At 57.3% G+C, this 19,154-nt stretch carries 17 protein-coding genes; 7 read left to right on the top strand and 10 right to left on the bottom strand.

Features of this window, described 5'->3' with window-relative positions; genetic code table 11:
• Positions 1-22 precede the first annotated feature (22 nt).
• The 7 genes from BUB23_RS15760 to BUB23_RS15790 all read left to right on the top strand — a co-directional run bounded on the left by BUB23_RS15760 (position 23) and on the right by BUB23_RS15790 (position 8,132).
• Positions 23-547, top strand: a complete 525-nt coding sequence (locus tag BUB23_RS15760) for an RNA polymerase sigma factor (protein ID WP_073104433.1) — start codon at positions 23-25, stop codon at positions 545-547.
• Complete coding sequence (locus BUB23_RS15765) at positions 544-1,515, top strand: FecR family protein (protein WP_073104435.1); 972 nt, start codon at positions 544-546, stop codon at positions 1,513-1,515. Before BUB23_RS15760 ends, BUB23_RS15765 begins: the two co-directional genes overlap by 4 nt.
• 129 nt (positions 1,516-1,644) lie before the next feature.
• On the top strand, positions 1,645-4,029 hold the full coding sequence (locus BUB23_RS15770; protein WP_073104437.1) for a TonB-dependent siderophore receptor: 2,385 nt from the start codon (positions 1,645-1,647) through the stop codon (positions 4,027-4,029).
• Between the two features lie 21 nt (positions 4,030-4,050).
• The gene (locus BUB23_RS15775; RefSeq protein ID WP_073104439.1) at positions 4,051-5,181 is read left to right on the top strand and encodes an ABC transporter substrate-binding protein; all 1,131 of its coding nucleotides are present in this window, start codon (positions 4,051-4,053) and stop codon (positions 5,179-5,181) included.
• On the top strand, positions 5,135-6,154 hold the full coding sequence (locus BUB23_RS15780; RefSeq protein WP_073104441.1) for a hypothetical protein: 1,020 nt from the start codon (positions 5,135-5,137) through the stop codon (positions 6,152-6,154). The genes BUB23_RS15775 and BUB23_RS15780 overlap by 47 nt, the downstream gene beginning before the upstream one ends.
• A gap of 81 nt (positions 6,155-6,235) precedes the next feature.
• Positions 6,236-7,327: a FecCD family ABC transporter permease gene (locus tag BUB23_RS15785; protein WP_073104443.1), complete on the top strand. Its 1,092-nt coding sequence runs from the start codon at positions 6,236-6,238 to the stop codon at positions 7,325-7,327.
• Positions 7,320-8,132, top strand: coding sequence for an ABC transporter ATP-binding protein (locus BUB23_RS15790; protein WP_218599026.1), 813 nt, complete (start codon positions 7,320-7,322; stop codon positions 8,130-8,132). Before BUB23_RS15785 ends, BUB23_RS15790 begins: the two co-directional genes overlap by 8 nt.
• A 108-nt stretch (positions 8,133-8,240) precedes the next feature.
• Here BUB23_RS15790 and BUB23_RS15795 read toward each other — a convergent pair whose 3' ends face one another.
• From BUB23_RS15795 to BUB23_RS15840, 10 genes are all read right to left on the bottom strand, one after another.
• On the bottom strand, positions 8,241-9,692 hold the full coding sequence (locus tag BUB23_RS15795; RefSeq protein ID WP_073104447.1) for an amidase: 1,452 nt from the start codon (positions 9,690-9,692) through the stop codon (positions 8,241-8,243).
• A gap of 27 nt (positions 9,693-9,719) precedes the next feature.
• Complete coding sequence (locus BUB23_RS15800) at positions 9,720-11,042, bottom strand: amidase (RefSeq protein WP_073104449.1); 1,323 nt, start codon at positions 11,040-11,042, stop codon at positions 9,720-9,722.
• Between the two features lie 55 nt (positions 11,043-11,097).
• Positions 11,098-12,213, bottom strand: coding sequence for an ABC transporter substrate-binding protein (locus tag BUB23_RS15805; RefSeq protein WP_073104452.1), 1,116 nt, complete (start codon positions 12,211-12,213; stop codon positions 11,098-11,100).
• 58 nt (positions 12,214-12,271) lie between these two features.
• Positions 12,272-12,985, bottom strand: a complete 714-nt coding sequence (locus BUB23_RS15810; RefSeq protein WP_073104454.1) for an ABC transporter ATP-binding protein — start codon at positions 12,983-12,985, stop codon at positions 12,272-12,274.
• A gap of 1 nt (position 12,986) precedes the next feature.
• Complete coding sequence (locus tag BUB23_RS15815; protein ID WP_073104456.1) at positions 12,987-13,748, bottom strand: ABC transporter ATP-binding protein; 762 nt, start codon at positions 13,746-13,748, stop codon at positions 12,987-12,989.
• Positions 13,748-14,677, bottom strand: coding sequence for a branched-chain amino acid ABC transporter permease (locus BUB23_RS15820; protein WP_084136060.1), 930 nt, complete (start codon positions 14,675-14,677; stop codon positions 13,748-13,750). The genes BUB23_RS15815 and BUB23_RS15820 overlap by 1 nt, the downstream gene beginning before the upstream one ends.
• A gap of 10 nt (positions 14,678-14,687) precedes the next feature.
• Positions 14,688-15,563, bottom strand: a complete 876-nt coding sequence (locus BUB23_RS15825; RefSeq protein ID WP_073104458.1) for a branched-chain amino acid ABC transporter permease — start codon at positions 15,561-15,563, stop codon at positions 14,688-14,690.
• Between the two features lie 338 nt (positions 15,564-15,901).
• Positions 15,902-16,963, bottom strand: a complete 1,062-nt coding sequence (locus tag BUB23_RS15830; RefSeq protein ID WP_084136061.1) for a LacI family DNA-binding transcriptional regulator — start codon at positions 16,961-16,963, stop codon at positions 15,902-15,904.
• A 339-nt stretch (positions 16,964-17,302) separates the two neighbouring features.
• Positions 17,303-17,797 (bottom strand): single-stranded DNA-binding protein, encoded by a 495-nt coding sequence (ssb, locus tag BUB23_RS15835; RefSeq protein ID WP_073104460.1) that lies wholly within the window; start codon positions 17,795-17,797, stop codon positions 17,303-17,305.
• A gap of 104 nt (positions 17,798-17,901) precedes the next feature.
• Complete coding sequence (locus BUB23_RS15840; RefSeq protein ID WP_073104462.1) at positions 17,902-19,110, bottom strand: MFS transporter; 1,209 nt, start codon at positions 19,108-19,110, stop codon at positions 17,902-17,904.
• Between the last annotated feature and the right edge of the window lie 44 nt (positions 19,111-19,154).

Below are 19,154 nucleotides of genomic sequence, written 5' to 3' on the forward strand. Positions count from 1 at the left end.
CGGTTTGGGAGGCGTTCACGGAATGACCCTGCCGATGACCTGGCACGGTATCGATCTGAACTGGGCCTATGCCGATCTGCTGAGCGGTATACGCCGTCAGACCGGCTGTCGGCACCGCGCCTACGATGTCCTGCACGATGCCCTGATCCGGCTCGCATTGGTCAATGAACGGGCGCCGCTCAGGGAACCGCAGGCCTATTTGCGCGCCATCGTCCGGCACGCGCTGGTAGACCAGTTTCGCGAGGCCTCCCGCTGGGTGGAATTGCCGGACGAAGAAGGCCCGGTATCCTCCGCTTTCGACGATGCCTCCGGCTTCGCCCCCTCGGCCGAGCGCCTGGCCGACCTGAAGCAACGCCTGCAGGCCATGCAGCAGATCCTGGACTGTCTGCCGCCGCGCTGCCGCGAGGTCTTCTGGTTGTTTCGCATCGAAGGCTATACCTATCGGGAGATCGCCGCCAGCCTGGGCCTGACGCTGCGCACTGTCGAACGCCAGATTGCCCGCGCCTTGCTGGATATCCACGCCGTACGCATCGAACTGATGGCATGAGCCGGCTGCAGGAGGAAGCGGCGCGCTGGTTCGTGCGCATGTCCGGCGCCGAGCCCGATGACCCCGAGCGCGGCCGCTTCGAAGCCTGGCTCGCTGCCAGCCCGGCCCATGCCGCCGCTTATGCCGCTATCGCAGATACCTGGAGCGACCTCGAGTCCGGCACCCAATGCAATGCCTTGGCCCAGGCCATGCAGGCGCGCCAGGAACGCCATCGGCAAAGCCGCCGCACACTCCTGCGTCGCGGCATCCTCGGTATCGTATTGGGCGGGCTGGGCGGCGAAGCCGCCTATTACCGCTTGCAGAACGAAACGCTGTGGGAGTCCGCCCGGCGGACCGATACCGGCACGCTGGGCCGCGAGTTCCTGCAGGACGGCAGCATTCTCGTGCTCGATGCCGACAGCGAGGTCCTGGTGGTTCTAAGCCGCAGCGAGCGCAGGGTCAAGCTATTGACCGGTGAAGTCATTTTTGACGTCGCGAAAGACCCGGAACGCCCTTTCGTCGTCGACAGCGGTCCGGCACAGATCACCGTGCTCGGCACTCGTTTCGCGGTCACCCGATTGCGCGAAACGATCCGGGTCAGCGTCGATCACGGCCTGGTCCAGATCGCTGCCGGCCCTTTCTGGCGCCGGCAGTACCTGCAGCTTGAGGCCGGCCAGGTGGCCGAACTGCGTCTGGCGACGAGCGAAAATATCGCTTTGAAAAAAGTCGACCGCAAGGCAGATGCCGCCTTCAGCTTCGAGCACGGCATTCTGATGTTCGATCGGGCCGATCTGGGCGAGGTTGCCGAGACGCTTTCCCGATACCGGAAAACGCCGGTTCGCGTTGCCGCCCGAGGGACGGGCGCCGGCCCCCGGATCACCGCCGGCGTCCCCGCCGCCCAAATCGAAAGCTTCATCGATCTGCTGCCCCAGATCGCCTCGGTCAGCGTGCGGCGCAGGGGCGACGAAGTCGAGCTCGGCGCCCGCTAGATTGTCGGCATTGCGCCGCCCAGAACGATTTGACCGAAGCGCGATGAGTTTCTTATCGATGAGGGGGGTGAATTCCGGTTCCTGGACCGTGTACCTGAAAGAACAGTATTTTCTTTCTAAGGCATTTCCATGTACCACGCAATTCCTCCATTCCTGGGGCGCCCCACTGCCGCCCTTGTCTCGTCCGTTTTCGCCACCGCGTATGCCGCGCCGGTGACCGTGGATCTGCCGGCCCAGGCGCTTTCCGAATCGATCCTGCAATTGGCCAGGCTGTCGGGACGAGGCATTGCCGTGGACAGCGCCCTGGTCGAGGGCAGGCAGGCGCCAGCCGTGAAGGGAGCGATGGAACCGCTGACGGCGCTGAACAAGTTGTTGGCGGGCAGCGGGTTGGAAGCGGCGACGGCGGCGGATGGCAATACGGTGATCACCAAGGCGGCGGACGTACTGAAGGAAGTGAGGGTGGTCGGGCATGCGCCAAAGGAGGGGACGGCGGACGTTGGCTACAAGATCGAGACAGCGCAATCTGTCGGTCCGTGGGGTAGGCGGAGGCTGCTCGATACACCGTATTCGATGATGGTTGTGAGCGAAGACTTGATCCAAAATTCGGTAACCGATAGTACAGACCAGCTCTTCCGCATGAACCCGAGAATTCAGTTGCTCCAGCCCTTCGACATGAATGGCCTGACACGCGTGATGATGCGCGGTTTTCTTATTCAATCGGCCATGGTGGATGGCATGCAAGGCAATACGTCCGGGCAGGGACTTTTCATCGAAAACGTGGAGCGGATGGAGGCGATGACGGGCCTCTCAGGCTTCATGTATGGCATTGGCAATGTTGGCGGGACGCTCAACTACATGACCAAACGCCCTACCGAATCGGCGAAAAGGGATGTCACCGTTGGTAATTACGGCGGTGACCAGTATTTCGCCCATGCCGATCTAGGCGGACCGATCGATGCTGACGGAAAATTCGCTTACCGATTTAATGCGCTGACCCAGGATGGCGATACGGTGATTAAGGATCAGTCGCTAAAACGCTCCATGGTTAGCGGCGCTCTGGATTGGCATGTGACAGATCGCTTGTTGCTTGGCATCGACGTTCTGGACGGAAGTTACAAACTAAAGGGAAGGCCGGGGCAATGGGGCTTTGCAAATTCCCTTACTGCCTTGCCATCGGTTCCCGATACCAAACGGCTGTGGGCGTCTCCGGACAACATGAACAATGTTGACACCGAGCGCTATGGCGCCAGGGTTCAGTGGGATATCAACGACATATTCGCATTCCGAGCCGGATATGGTTTCCAGAAAGACGAGCGGAATACCATTTATTCGACCTTGACCGTGACTGGTGATGCGACTTACTCGCTGGCGAAATCCTTTGTGAGGTCCTACCGAACCGATACCGAAAGCGCCTACGCTTATCTCGAGACGAAGTTCAAGCTGTTCGACATCGCCAACAAACTGACTGTTGGGGCTAATGGTTACGTCGTGGAGGGCTATGGTGGTTATACCGCTGGAGGCACGTTACCTGCACAGATCGGCAATGCCCACACTAATCTCGATTTGTCGAATCCCGATTCCGCTAACGTTGCCTTGCCTGATTTCGACTTTGGGTCATTGCACATGTTAAAGACGGATCGAACGAGGAGCAAAAATATCATTGTCGGCAACGAAACGATCTTCAACGACAAGTGGTCCATGCTGCTCGGTCTCAACCATGCAAGCTACTTGGTTGAGAACCATGACGCACCGACTGGCGCCGTAACAATCAAATACGATAAATCGAAAACAACACCGACAGCATCCTTGTTGTTCAAGCCGCTTCCCTACCTGACAACATATGTGACGTATATCGAGGCGTTACAGCAGGGGCAGATCGTTTCCGGTGCGAGTTTTACAAACGATGGCGAAATCATGCCACCTTCCGTGAGCAAGCAGTATGAGGCAGGAGTCAAGGCAGAATTGGGCGGTAGTTTGCTGACCATGTCGCTGTTCCAGATCGAGAAGGCCAATGCCTATAACCAGGATAACGGCAATGGGACATTCACCATGTTCCAGAATGGCAGGCAGCGACATCAGGGGGTGGAATTTGCCGCCTCCGGCAAGGCAACTCACGACCTAACCCTGCTCGGGGGATTGACCCTATTAGATGCTGAAGTACAGAAAAGCACTAACAACGTCGGCGTCGGAAAGGTGCCGCAGGGCGTCGCGCAAGTCATAGCCAAGGTATACGGTGAATATAACTTTCCTTCACTACGTGAGTTGACCGCAACCGGCGGCCTTTACTACACCGGCAAGTCGTATATTGATGCCGCAAATAAATTGGAGGCGCCTTCCTATCTCACAATTGACCTTGGTTTACGGTACTCTACGCGCGTAATGGGGCGTCAAACCACCATTCGGGCATTAGTAACCAACCTGACGGATAAACGCTACTGGATGAGCAATTACACCATTGGCACCATGATGGGGGCACCGAGGGCTGTTTCTGTCTCAGCCTCAATCGCGTTCTGAGGACGCCCCCAGTTTGCAACCATGGCTACCCGCTATCAGTGCTACTTGCATGTCGCGATGTTCGCGCTTCTCGTTCTAGGCATCGGAAGCAGGGCGTTCTTGCCTTCGGTTATCCGTGCGTCGCAAGAGCAGGAGAAAGGCGCACATATCGTGCTGCCGATTCGCCATGCGATGTTCGGCGGTGCTATGCCACCGGATGCCTTCGTTACATTGGACGACAGTACGGAGCACGTCGATTCGGTCCAGCAATACAACCTGCAGGGCGAGATAGGTGGTTGGTTGTTGCGGAAGGTTTATCCGTCGTTGACAAAGATCGAAACCAGCGGATGGGGAGCGCAACTGGATCCGGAGATCGTCATGCTACGCCAGCCAGATGTCATTTTTTCTTGGAAGGGGCGTGATAGTGCACTACTGGCAATGGGTTTCCCGCAACTGGTCGAGTTGGAGAGCTCTCGAGGCAAGCAGGTCGAGAGTCATCTCAAATGGTGGGCATTGTTCGGGCGCATGCTTGGCAAACAGGATAAGGCAAGGCAACTTTCGCAGCGATACACGAGGCAGCTAGCGGCACTTAAACACGAAATTGTCCAGGCGCACCATCCGTCAGTACTCCTCATCGTTGGCGGATACGATGCGGGCTTCTGGCTGCCGACTAATCATCACTACGATGAACGCTTCATCCAGCTCAATGCCAAGCCGCTGCACAAGGGATTATTTGGCGGCAAAGCTACGCTGGAAAATGTGTTGATGCTCGATCCAGACGTGATCTTTCTCGATACGTCGGCAATCGGCGATCAACTCGTTCCGGCCCAGCTTTACGTCCAGCCCGAATGGCAGGCCGTGCGCGCCGTGCGCGGCAAGCGTGTCTACCGGATGCCAGATCTGCCGCATTTCAGCATTCCGGTCGAAGATCCCATCCGTCTGCAGTGGTTGGCGGAAATACTTTATCCACAAGTCATGCCGGCAACCATACGGCAGGAGGTTGTGGCGACAATTTTGGCAGCTTACGACTACCGCATGAGTGAAAATGACATCGATACGCTGCTCAATCTGCAAGCCAATCAGGCATCGCAGAACTACCAACGTTTTTTCCGTTCGGAGAATAAATATGTCGAGAACGCTCAGCATCACCGGCATCGCTATCCATGCCAATAACACATCTTGCGCTTACCATTGCCGTTACTGCCAATTAGCAACATCGAAGCCCAAGTCGGTTAGTTTTACCCGCCATGCCGCGCTAGTCGAACGCTTTATCGACTGGCAGGCAGCGAACGCGGTGGAACCGTTCGAAGTGTGGCCGTGGTATGGCAACAGCTATGAACACGATCTGCCGACGTTGGCCGGCATATTGCGTCTGGATCAGCGCCTGGGGCGCGAGCATAAAGTGCTTCTGCTCGGTGGACTGCGGCATCGCACTCGATCCGAAATGCACGAATTTCTCGAAGCGCGCTGCGAATTGGGCATCGATACGCTAGTCGCTACCTTCAGCGGCCATGGCGAGCGTCATGACCACTGGAATAATAAGGCTGACAACTACCGTTTTCAAATCGACAGCCTACATCTAGCGGCGGAAATGGGCATGGAACTGCAGCAACGCATTCTGCTGATGCGCAATGATTTGTCAGGGCTCGAATCAGTGTTGAACGACCTCGATGAAATCGACAGCCGGCGATTTACCCGCTGGGCAATCCCAATGTTCTACAGCGGCCGCGCTAGACACTTGGAGAGCGAACGACTGACAGTGGACGACTTTGTCGGGCTTTCCTCGCGCCTACGGGCCTGTTTGCGTGAGGACTGGCCGAACTGGCAATCCGAGCGGCAATGGATGGATCAGGTTTGCAGCGGTGCCGACGAAGCCCAACGCACCTCCCTATTCTTTGCCGTGACGGAAGCCAGCCTGGAATGGGCAGAGCGCCATAGTTGCGAGGAAATCCTGGCCAGCCTAGAAGCGCGATACCGGGAAAGTGCCAGCCGTCTGCCGTCAACGCGGGCTCTTGCCGAGCGTTACGGCGACAAGAACAACGAACGCGTCTATTTCAACCTCAGACAGATGGAGCGTCTATGGATGGAGCGCCATCTGCAAATGCATCCCGCGAATGCCGACAGGGTGTCCACTCTCTTTGCCTAAGCACTCTTAAAAGTTTTGCATGCGGAGGTCGGTAGAACGTCGACTTCTAGGTGAACAGAATAAGACATTCACGATACGTCCATGACCATATCTACCCAACCCTTGTGTGCCAATCCGATAGGAAGCGCAAAAGCCCGCGACGGTCGTCGCTCGCCCTTCATCCTTGCCGATCTGTTGATCTTGCTGCTCTTCGTTGCTCTGTTGGCGCTGATGGTCTTTTCGCTGGTCCTTGGCCGCTATCCGGTGCCGATTCCAGAGATCATCAAGATTGTGGCGACCACAGGCTTCAACGAAACTCGCCCCTATACCGACAAGGCCTGGGTGGTGATCGAGATCGTACGCATGCCGCGCATCCTCGGCGTAACGCTGTGCGGCATGGGCCTGGCGATGGCGGGGGCGGCGATGCAGGGCGTGTTCCGCAACCCGCTGGTCGGACCGGAGGTGGCCGGCGTCTCCTCGGGCGCGGCATTTGGCGGGGTGTTGGCAATCATGTTTTCCTTGCCGATGGCCGGGGTAGTCGGCCTGGCTTTTGGCTTCGGCATGGGAGCGCTGGCCGTAGCCTTTGGCCTGTCCAAGCTGGCCGGCAAGAGCAGCATACTGGGGCTGGTGCTGGCCGGCGTAATCGTCGGCGGCTTTTTCGGCGCGCTGACCGGCATGGCCCAGTACGTAGCCGATCCACAAGCCAAACTGCCGTCCATCGTCTACTGGCTGCTTGGCAGCTTTGTTGGGCTGACTTATGAAAAGGTAGCCATCGTGGCCGGCGTCACGCTGTTTGCAGGCACCCTGCTACTGATGTTGCGCTGGCGGATCAATCTGCTGTCGCTGGGCGAAGTGGATGCAGAGGCACTTGGAGTCAAGGTCGAAACCCTGCGCTGGTGCATTGTCGCACTGGTGGCACTGCTGGTAGCGGCCCAGGTGTCAGTATCGGGCGGCGTCAACTGGGTAGGACTGATCATTCCGCACATCGCCCGCATGCTGGTCGGGCCCGAGCATACGCGGCTGCTACCTGCTTCGGCACTGCTGGGTGGCATCTACCTGCTGGCGATGGATGACATTGCCCGTAGCATCACGGCACAGGAAATTCCTATCGGCCTGCTCACCGCCCTGGTGGGTACTCCAGTGTTTGGCTTCCTGTTCTGGAAGATGCACGGCAAGGGGTGGAATCGTGAGTAATCGTCCCAAGGGTTTCGCAACGATGAACGGCGGACTGGCAATCCGGTTGGCCACTGTCGGCTACACCTACGATCCCAAAATACCGGCCGTATTGCGCGACTACTCGGCCGAGGTGAAGCAAGGCAGCGTTTTCGCCGTGCTCGGCCCCAATGGCCGGGGTAAGACGACCTTGCTCAAGCTCTTGCTGGGAGCATTGAAGCCGCAACACGGAAGCATCACCATCAATGGGCAGATCGCCTTCGTGCCGCAGCTGTTCCAGGTCAGCTTTCCCTACCGGGTACTGGACATGGTGTTGATGGGCCGGGCACGTCAGATCGGGTTGTTTTCCCTGCCGTCACGGCAGGACGAAGCGGCGGCACTGGAAGCGCTTGACCGGCTGGGCCTGGCCGAACTGGCCGAGCGCAGTTTCGACGAACTATCCGGCGGACAACGGCAACTGGTCATCTTCGCACGGGCACTGGCCAGCGGCGCCGACATCCTGGTACTCGACGAGCCGACCTCGGCGCTCGACCTCAAGAATCAGGGCACCGTCCTCGAATGGATAGCCCGTCTGCGTAAGGAAGGCCTGACGGTGATCTTCACGACCCACCATCCCCACCACGCCCATGCCGTGGCCGACCAGGCCCTGCTGATGTTCGGCGCGGAAGACTATGTCTGCGGCGCCATCGACGCGGTGTTGACCGAGGCGAACCTGCGCCGGCTCTACGGCATGCCCTTGCGCCAGGTCAGTTTCGAGTTCGAGGGGCGAGCCATGGAAACCCTGGTGCCGGTCTTTACCGGCCTGCGGCTCGGGACTGCTGCCTGATCACGGACCTTGGCCTGGGCCGACAGCCGTTTGGCAATCGAAGTTGCATGAGCGTCTTTACTCTTGCGTCAAACCGAAACTCGATCGCATGGTTCGACCCCAAATACATCAGCCTCGCTCGAAAGGATATCGATGCGCCCACGGCGCCACGTCCTCCAGCCCTTTCGCCAGTCTCAGCAACGTATCCTCGTCGCCATAAGCGCCCAAGAACTGTACGCCAACGGGCAGGCCTTGGTCCTCGGTAAAGTAAATAGGCACTGAGATCGCTGGCTGCCCGGATGCGTTGGAAATGGCCACAAAAGGGTTGTAAGCGCATGAGCGGCGGCGGAATTCAAGAAACTCGGCGTCGCGGGGAAGGAGCCCATGCCGCGCGGAGGCGACAGGAACCGTAGGAAGCAGTACGAGGTCATAGCGCTCCATGTATTGACCCAGCTGACGGCCGATTTTACGGAACACGCCCAGCGCGGAAATATAATCGTGCGCGCCCAGCGTACGCGAATACTTCAGTCCGTCTTCAATGGCGAATTCGAGCTCGCCCTCCTTCAAGGGGTAGCCCCGCTTCCCGGTCACCGCAAGCACCGTGCTATGGATGGAAAGAGCCAGAACGCGCGCATGCGCTGCCGCGTATGCGGCGTAGTCCAGGTCGGCAGGCGCTTGCTCAACGACTTCATGGCCAAGCTTGCGGCACTGCTCAGCGGCGTAGTGCAAGGCTTTCATCGTGTGCGAATCAATCGGATCGCAACCGTCCCATCCATCGGTCCAGAGCGCAATTTTAAGGGGGCGGTCGAACTTCAGCTCAAGCCGTTCGAGGTAACTGCCGGTCGGTGTGGGCGCGGCAAAGGGCGCGCCCGCGTCCGGACCGCCGACCGCGTCAAGCGCGGCAGCCGTATCGCGCACAGACCGGCTCAGGAAACCATCACAGATCAGGTCTCCCCATGCGTCGCCATCATTTGGCCCCATGGGAAAACGCCCGCGTGATGTCTTAAGCCCAACCAATCCGCAGTTCGCAGCGGGAATCCGTATCGATCCGCCGCCATCCGAGCCATGAGCAACCGGCACGATGCCAGCCGCAACCGCGGCGGCCGCACCGCCGCTGGATCCGCCGCAAGACAGTTCGAGCTTCCACGGATTGAGGGTATTGCCGCCATTTGCGACCGCCTCGGTGGTCGGCCCCATACATAGTTCTGGCACGGCTGTTCGCGCAAACGGAATAAAGCCCGCCGCCTCAACGCGATCTGCGAAAGTCGAATTTTGTCCGTATGTCATGGGTCCGAGAAAATTTGAACCAATGGACGATTCAAATCGCGTGGAGGCCAGGCCGGAATCCTTATAAAGAAATGGAACACCTGAAAAGACGGACCGATCGAGCTTCGCATCATGTCGCCGCGCAAGCGCCAAGGACTCCTCGAACTTCGGGAACTTCAAGAAATTCAGTCGCTTGTGCGCGCTTTGCGCCAGTCCGATGGCAATGGACATCGCCTCTTCGGCCGACGCTTCCCCGCGCTTTATCAGATCCGCCAATCCAATCGCATCAAGATCCTGATACGCCGTCACATTCATAATGTCTCCGATTAAAAGTGCCTGGTGCTAATGTGCCTCAAGCCGGCTGGCCACTTGGTACAGTGTCGCCTCGTCATGCCATTTTCCAATGAGCTGCAGACCTACAGGCATGCCTTCTTCATCCTGCATGAAAGGCACCGACAAGCTTGGATGCCCCGAGAAGTTCGTTGGCGCCGTCGATCTGGTCAATAACCACGGAGTCGAATAATCTTCGTCGTTAATGCGAGTAGTGCGCTCATCGATCAAAGGCGCCGTAACGCCGCATGTCGGTGTCAGCAATACATCCACGTTTTCCAATACCTTGTCAAAACAGGCTTGCGCGGTGCTTTGATACTTGAGACTACGAAGATACTCTGACGCCAGCACACCTTTGCCAGTCAACAGCCTGTCTTGCACTTCCTTGATAAAAGGCGCTTGAGCATTCAGTGCATCTTCGTGCTGTGCATAAGCCTCTGTCTTCAGGACTAATTGTTGTGCGTTGTAGATTTCGTAAATATTGTCGATCTCTACTGATTTCACCACGGCGCCCGCGGCCTCGAGCGCTTGACGCGCGGCCAACATGCTGCGACTCACCGCAGGCGATATATATTCGGAATAAAACGTGCCGGGCACACCAATGACCAGGCCGCGAATACTCTGGCCAATCTTGGAGGAAAAGGCGCCTAGTGGGCTATCCGACATGACTTCCAGCAGGAGCGCATTGTCTTGCACGCATGTGCTGATCGGCCCCACATGATCAAGTGTTTCCGAAAGGGGGAACACCCCCTGCCTGGAGATGAGCCCCAACGTGGCTTTCATCCCCACCACGCCACACAGTGCTGCGGGCAGCCGTATGGAAGCGCTCGTATCCGTTCCTACCGATCCGTACGCCAAACCAGCCGCAACCGATGCTGCGGAGCCGCTGCTTGAGCCACCAGGAACACGCGAGGGATTCCGTGGGTTCCGTACCGCTCCAAAGAAAGACCGATCGCCGGTCGATCCGTACGCGAACTGATGAGTATTCGCCTTGCCGATAATAATCGCCCCCGCCTTCCTTAGCAGGCGCACGACCTCTGCATCATCCTTGGAGACATGCTCGGCGTATTGTTCCGCGCCCATGGTCGTGCGGTAGCCGGCCACGTCAATAAGGTCTTTGATCGCGATCGGCACCCCCGCCAGCGCCCCTGCTTCCTTGCCGGAAGCGAGCTGCGCCTGAGCTGCCTTAGCCTCGGCCCGCGCCTGATCCGCCATGACGGTTATATAGGCATTGATCGATGACGATTCGATATCCGCCAGCAGCTTGTCCACGATATCAACGGGCGAGCACTCCCCCTTGCGATAGGCCCTCGCAAGATCCGCTATGCTTTTCATTACTTGAATTCCAAAAAACACGGCCTGCCCGAAACGGGCAGGCCAGACACGCCACTTATTTAAACGAAACAATTTTCCCGTTGGAAAAAGTCGCCAGGCGAACCTCTCCGCTGTTCTGGTTCTTCTCGTCGAAGCTGATCTTTCCCAGCAAGATTTCAAAGCCTTCGAGCTTTGCCAGCCCAGCCTGTATCTGCTTGGGATCGCTGCCACCGCCACGCTTCGCCGCTTCAACCACCGTGTAAATGGAGTCATAGGTACCCGCTTCAAAAGCACCGGGCTCATGGTTGTACTTGGCCTTGAAGGCTTCTTCGAATTTTTTCGACTTTTCATTATCGAGGCCTGGCAGCCAGGTGGTTGGGAAGACCGCCCCATTTGCGGCAGCACCCGCCAGCTCGACAAATTTCGGCACACCCTGCCCCATATTCACAATCAATGTCGCGTTGATGCCCAGCTCTTTGATCTGACGGGCAATAATGGAACCTTCGGTGTAGTAGCCATGAACGAAGATGACTTCGGGGGAAGTTTCCTTGATTTTGGAAAGCTGCGCCTTGAAATCTGTTTCACCACGGTTATATTGCTCGTAGGCCGTGACCGTGGCGCCCACCTTCTTTGCACGGTCTGCCGCGGCCTGGGTCGGCGGCTTGCCGTAATCGGAATTTTCCACCAAGAACGCAAATCGCTTCGCGCCTTTCTGGCTCGCAAAATATTCAACTGCCTTGCTGTCCAACTGGCCGTCTGTCATGTTGACGCGCCACGTGTATTTGTAGCCTTGCTCGGTAACGGTTGGCGAGCCCGCCTGCCCATTCACCGCCGGCACTTTATACCGTTCATTCTCTTTGGTGAATGCGATGGTGACCAGGCTCGCGGACGAACCGACGATCGCATCGACTTTTTGCTGTGCGATCAGCTTCTTCGCGGCATTGATGCCCGCCGCGGGGTCGCTGCGGTCATCTTCAGCATGAAACTCAATAGGCTGGCCATTGAATCCGCCTGCGTTATTGATTTCCTCGATAGCCAAACGCGTGCCTTTGCGGTGGTTGTCGCCATACGCGGCGGCGGCCCCTGAAATAGATTCTATGATGCCGATCTTGAGCGTGTCTGCGGCACTTGCCGCGCCTGTTGCAACCGCAAATCCAAAGACAGCACAAAACAGCTTTGATTTATCAAACATACTCCATCTCCTAGTGGTGGGCTTATGGTTCTTAAAAACGTCAATTACGCTTGCTGATCTAGTGTTCAATACCAAGATAGGCCTTTCTGATTGCATCGCTTTCCAGCAGCGCTTTCGCATCGTCCGAGGCAATAATTTCACCCGACTCCATCAGATAGCCTCTTTGCGCGACCCTCAGGGCAAGCGTGACATTCTGCTCGACGAGCAGGATCGTGGCGCCTGCGGCATGAATCTCTTTGAGCTTGGTCATCAGTTCGGCCACAACCAATGGGGCCAGCCCAAGGGAAGGTTCATCCAACAAGAGCAGTTTCGGACGGCCCATCAAGGCGCGGCCAATCGCAACCATTTGCTGCTCCCCGCCGCTCATCGTCCCGGCCTTTTGCTTCCATCTTTCTTTAAGCCGCGGGAACTGATCGAGGATCTTGTCGATATCCTCTTGCATTTCAGCGCTGGTCGATTTCCTTGCGCGCGCGCCTATGGCCAGATTCTCGGCGACGGTGAAATCGGGAAACACCCGCCGGCCTTCTGGAACAATACTGATGCCGCGTCGGATGATTGCATCGGACCTATCGGACTCGATACGCTCGCCCAGAAACTCTATGCTGCCGTTCTTGACAGGCTGCAATCCAATGATGGATTTCAAGAGTGTGCTTTTGCCTGCGCCATTCGCGCCGATCAGCGTGACAAATTCCCCGGCATCGACATTCACACTGATTTTCTTGATGGCATGAACGTGACCGTAGTAGGTGTCGATATCTTTTATTCTTAACATTTCATTCACCTCCGCTACCCAGGTAGGCGGCGATTACTTTAGGATCGCTTTGCACTTGTTGCGGGTCTCCTTCAGATATTTTGTTGCCATACTCGAGGACGACGATACGGCTGCACAGATCCATGACCAGCTTTACATCGTGCTCAATCAACACGATGGTGTAGTCCATCGCATTCAATTTCTTGATCAAAGCTTTAAGTGACACGCGCTCTTGCAGGTTCAGACCCGCAGCCGGCTCATCCAATAGCAGTATTTTGGGATCTGTCGCCAGTGCCCGCGCAATATCCAGCTGGCGCTGCTCGCCGTAAGGCAAGTTTTTTGCCAGTTCGTCCTTCTTCTTGTCCAGCCCCACGTACGACAGCAGCTCGATCGAGCGCCGCTCCGCCTCCGAGCGCTCATTACGCTCTTTCCTTGTGCGAAAAATGGAAGACAGCGCGCCCGCTTTGGTTCGGCTTTGGCGTCCAATCATGACGTTCTCGACCAGGCTCAGCTCCGGGAACACCATGATGTTCTGGAATGTTCTGGCCACGCCAAGGCGGTTGATCTGATCAAGCCGCAGCTTGCTGATTTCGTGATCGTTGTAGAACACCTGGCCGGACGTTGGCGTATAAATGCCGCTGACGACGTTGAACAACGAGGTTTTACCGGCGCCATTGGGACCAATAAGGCCGGTTACCTGCCCCTCTTGAACATCGAATGACACGTTGGTCAGCGCGCTGACCCCACCGAACCGGAGCGAAATATCTTTTACCGACAAAGTCATTATCGTGTCCTCCAGCGTTGAATCACATTTGGCAGGTCGGATAATCCTTTAGGCAGAAAAAGAATGACTATTGCCAGCAAAAGCCCATAGACCAGCACGTTGTAGTTGCCGAATCCTTGCGCGTATTCCTCAAGTATCGTGATGGCGAAAGCGCCGATGATCGATCCGTATAGATTGCCAATACCGCCTATGAATGCCATGACGAAGAAGAAAATCGAAATCGGCAGCCCCATTCTGTCAGGATCGATGAAGCCGTCGTAATGAACAAACAATGTTCCGGCAAATGCGGCAAACATGGTACTGACCGTGAAGGACAGCACCTTGTATTTAAATACCGGAATGCCCAGCGACTGCGCGGCAAGCTCATTGTTGGCAATAGAGCGCAGCGCATCGCCCGTCCGGGAGTCGGTGATTCTGCGCAGCACGACAAACCCCACAATCATGCAAAGCAGCACCATGTAGTAATACGCAAGATCGCTGTTCATGGTCCAGCCAAACAGACTGGGGCTGGGCACGGCTGTCAGGCCGGACGGCCCCCCCGTGATGGAGCTGTTCTTCACCAAAGTTTGCAGAATGACGCCCACGGCAATACTGGCCAGCGCCAGGTAATGACCGCTGGTCCGCAGAACGATCAGCCCAACGATGCAGCCAAGAATTCCCACGCTGATTGTGGCCACCGCGACGGACCCCAGGAAGGGGAAACCCGACTTCATGAGAATGCCCGAGATATATGCGGCCAGCCCAAAGAATGCCGCATGCCCGAGGGAGATCTGCCCGGTATAGCCGATAAACAGCGTCAACCCCATCACCACGATTGCCGCGGTGGTTGCGCGAATACCCATATGGGTCAGGAACGGATCGTTCAAGACCAGCGGAATCAACACCAATGCCGCGATGGCAATAATATTTCCATACTTTTTCAGCAACATGCAGATACCCCTAGACCTTTTGAATTTGCTTCTTGCCCAGCAAGCCGTTTGGTTTGACAAGGATGATCAACAATAGAATCGAGAACGAAACAAGGTCTTTGTAAGCTGAAGCCAATAACAGCGTTCCGTATTGCTCAATGACACCTAGCGTGAATCCACCCAGCACGGCGCCGGACACCAGCCCCAGGCCGCCAAGCAACGCTGCGGTGAACCCTTTCAGGATGATTAATTGGCCCATATCGAAAGTCAGCACAGCAATCGGCGCATAGACGATGCCGGCAACCGCCCCCAGCACCGAGCACAATCCGAAAGTAATGTTGTTCACGCGGGAGACGTTGATGCCCATCATTCTCGCGGTTGTTTTGTCTTGCGCAACGGCCCGAAGCGACAGGCCAAGCGCCGTTTTCGTGAACAGCACATACAGCAAGGCCATGATGATGAACGTGGCCGCAATCACAATGGCATATTGGGCGCTGATCTGAATGCCGCCAAACCTCAAGACGCCATCGGTCATGGCCGGGAATCTGTAGGCGGAGGACCCGAAGATGAGTTGCGCGACGCTTCTGAGCATGATGAACAGCGCGATAGTCATGACGAGCAGAGACAGGCCATTCGCATTTTCCTCGAGCTTGCGCAAGAAAATCCGTTCCAGCAGCGACCCCAGAATGAACGCCGACGCCATGCTGAGCGGCAGGGCAAGCCACATTGACAGGCCAAGGTCCACATGGAATACAAAGCCCATGAAGGCCCCGGCCATAAAAAACTCGCCCTGGGCAAAGTTGATGACATCCATACCCCGGAAAACCAGCGTGATTGCCAAGGCAATCAAGGCATAGGTGCTGCCTACCGATAAACCAAAAATAAGCTGTTGAATAACGTTTTCCATCAAGCCCACTCCAATACATTGCCGTTGCGGCTCCAAAACTGCCTTTGGCTATCAAACATGCGGGGTATGCCTAGGCATCGGACAACAGAAAGCGGTAATCAATGGCCGCCAGGCTGTTGATTAATTTCTCTTCTTTTGTGTGTTTGCATAAAGGCTGACGAGGCAGGATCGTCCAGCGTTCAATGTCGTGAGCAAGACTTGTGGTCGTGAAGCGGATGCGTCCTGTTTATCCTGGGTAAGATAGTCCGACGCGCTCAGACAGCTGCCTCCTCATGGCCTCTTATGTGTTTGCCCCTTGTTTACCCAAACGTTAGGGTATTTTATGGGCATGCGCTGTTTCAGCTCAACCTAGGATAAACCCGAACGTTTGGGTTGGAGCTTTCCCGCACGCAAAGCGTCGGCTCGAGAAGCTCCGATTCGGGGCGGCCGCCCTTGATGGTTTCAAGCAGGAGCTCTACGCTGCGGTATCCCATTTGATACATAGGGGAACGAATAGTCGAGAGGCCTATGGGCAGCTCCCCTGCTATCGGCGTGTCGTTGAACCCCACGACAGCCACATCCCGGCCCACCTGGATTCCGCTGTCTCGCAGCGCCCCCAACAGCCCTATAGCCAGGAAATCATTGACGGCAAAAATAGCAGTGGGTTTTTCTTGATCGCCGGAGAATAGACGCTCTCCGAGCGCCCTGCCGCTTTTGGTATCAAATCCGCTATGGATGATCCAGTGCCGCGGTATATCAACGCCCAATTCGGCGCAGCGCTGGATAAATCCGTTTGTCCTGTCGTATCCCGTTGTTGCGTAGGCCTCGCCCGCGAATACACAAATTTTCCTGTGGCCCAGTTGGACAAGATGGTCGGCGGCCATTTGCCCCCCTTTAAAGTCATCACAGGTAACCGAGCAATGTGTCGGAGCATGACGACTGACCAGCACCGCCGGGATATTTCGTCTGGCAATTTCTTCCAGGAACGCGGCATTGTCGATTCGCGCATCCGCGATCAGCAGCCCCTCCACATTCTGATCCAGCGCGGTTTCACAAAGCTGTATTTGACGCTCGGGAAGATCAAGTGTGATGCCCACAAACGTAAGGTACTGGTTGTCTGTTGCCCCGGCGTCTATCCCTTCGTAAATCGTCGCGACAACCAAATCAGTCAATCGAGGCAGAATCACGCCTATCAGTCGGGTCTTGCTGGTTTTGAGCCCGATGGCTTGCCGATTAGGACGGTAATTCAGCTGTTTGGCCAACTGTTTTATGCGCGCAATCATCTCTGGCGAAGCGGCGCTGCGCGCCTCTGCTTCGGTTCCATTCAGAACACGCGAGACGGTTGACACATGTATTTCTAGATGTTGTGCCAGCGAGCGTAGTGTTGTGCGTTGGCGCGTATTAATTTTGCTTTGTGGCATTTGTGCCCTTGAATCGGCAATCTGACGTATTGCTTATTCTACTTCCAGGCGATCAAATCGAGATTGCATGCCTGCCTGGCGTTGTCACGAGCGGCTCAGCGGTTTCAAATACGCGGGGAAAGCTCAGGCCGCCACTTTCACAGGGAAGATAGCGACCCTGGACGCCGGACTTGTCGGTGAAGACAGGCCCGCCTCTGGCCGCCTGAATAGGCGGGCGCAGACGGAAATCGAAAAGCGGCGCCCGCCCCCGAGGCATCAAGAGATGTGTGTCAATCCAGACGGCTTGGCTATTTATTGTCAAGGCTTGTCAGATGCAGAGCGGGCTGCCCGGATGTCCGCTTAGAACGGAATATCGTCATCCATATCGGCCAGGTTTGCCGCGGGCGAGGCTTGCGGAGCGGCTGGCCGGGGCTGCTGCGCGGGACGGGGCGCGCGCGGCTGGGCGGGCGCCTGGTTGTATTCGCCGCCGCCACCGCCGCCCATGCTGGCGTCGCCTTCGCGGCCGCCCAGCATTTGCATCTGGTCGGCCACGATGTCGGTGCTGAAACGATCGGCGCCGGTGTCCTTGTCTTGCCACTTGCGCGTTTTGAGGCGGCCTTCCACGTATACCGCGCGGCCTTTTTTGAGATATTCGCCGGCGATTTCGGCCAGGCGGTTGTAGAACACCACGCGGTGCCATTCGGTTTCTTCGCGCTTTTCGCCCGTGGCCTTGTCTTTCCATTGCGAGGTGGTGGCGATGGATACGTTGCAAATGGCTGCGCCGTCGGGGCTGTAGCGTACTTCGGGGTCTCGTCCGAGGTTGCCGACGAGAATGACTTTGTTGACTGAGGCCATGACAATACCCTTAACTTAAAATTTCACATTAACGTCATTATCGACGATCTGGAGCCGCTTTGCCAGATTCCTGCGTACTAGCCCGCAGGCTCGAATTAGCCGCATCAGGATTCGGACTTGAACCCTCGGGCGGTCAGGAACCAGGCAAAGGCCAGGCCGGAAGACACCAGGAAGACGGCCGATGAGCGGCCATGGGCGGCCAGCAGGCCGCCGGCCACGCCGCCCGCGAATATGCCCAGCGACTGGGCGGTATTGTAGAAGCCCAGGGCCAGGCCCTTGAACTCGGGCGGCGCCACCCGGGAAACCAGCGAGGGTTGCAGCGCTTCCAGTATATTGAAGGCGATGAAAAAGCCAATCAGGGTTACAACTATCGCAAAGAAACTATGGCTGGCCAGCGGCATCAGCGCCAGCACCACCACCAGGCCGGCCACCGCCACTTCCATGGCCACCTTGTGCGCGTGCCGGGTTTCGGTATAGAAAACCGCCGGCACCATCAATACGAACGACAGCAGGATGACCGGCAAATAGACTTCCCACAAGTGGGCCGAATCGTAGCCGCCCAGGGCGGCGAGCAGCCCGGGGGCCACGATGAATATGGCCATCAGGATGAAGTGCAGGCAGAAAACGCCGAAATTCAATCGCAGCAAGTCGGCATGCCCCAGCACGTCGCGCGGCCTGGCCTGGACTATCGGCGATTTGGCCAGGGGCACCGCCGGCACAACGAAGGCGGTGATCAGCAGGCACACAAAGCCGAGCAGGCTGATGGCCCAGAACAGGCCGGAAAGGCCGAATTCGCCGACCAGCATGGGCGACAGCACCAGCGATACGGCAAAGGAAATGCCGATGGAACCGCCCACCATCGCCATGGCGCGGGTGCGCACTTCCGGACGCGTGGCGTCGGCCACCCAGGCCGTGATGGCCGCCGAGATCGCTCCCAGCCCCTGGATGACGCGGCCCACGATGATCCAGTCCACATTCTTGGCCAGGGCGCAGATGACGCCCCCGGCGATGAACAGCAGCATGCCGAGAATGATGACCGGCCGCCGCCCGAAGCGATCCGAAGCCATGCCCAGGGGAATCTGCATGATGGCCTGCGTCAGCCCGTAGGCGCCCAATGCCAGCCCTACTTTTGCCGCGTCATTGCCGCCGGGTATGGCATGCGCGGCCACGGCGAATATGGGCGTAAGCAGAAACAGGCCGAGCATGCGCGATGCGAAAAGCAGGGCCAGCGTGATGCTGGCGCGGCGCTCGACGGGGGTCAGCTTGAGCTTGCCGCGCGGGGAATTGGCTGTATGGGTGCTGGAGGTACTCATGAAAAACTCGGCAAATTAATAACCATGGCGCGTGCTGTATCAAA

Source organism: Pollutimonas bauzanensis, from assembly GCF_900129885.1.
GTDB classification, from domain to species: Bacteria; Pseudomonadota; Gammaproteobacteria; order Burkholderiales; family Burkholderiaceae_B; genus Pollutimonas; species Pollutimonas bauzanensis.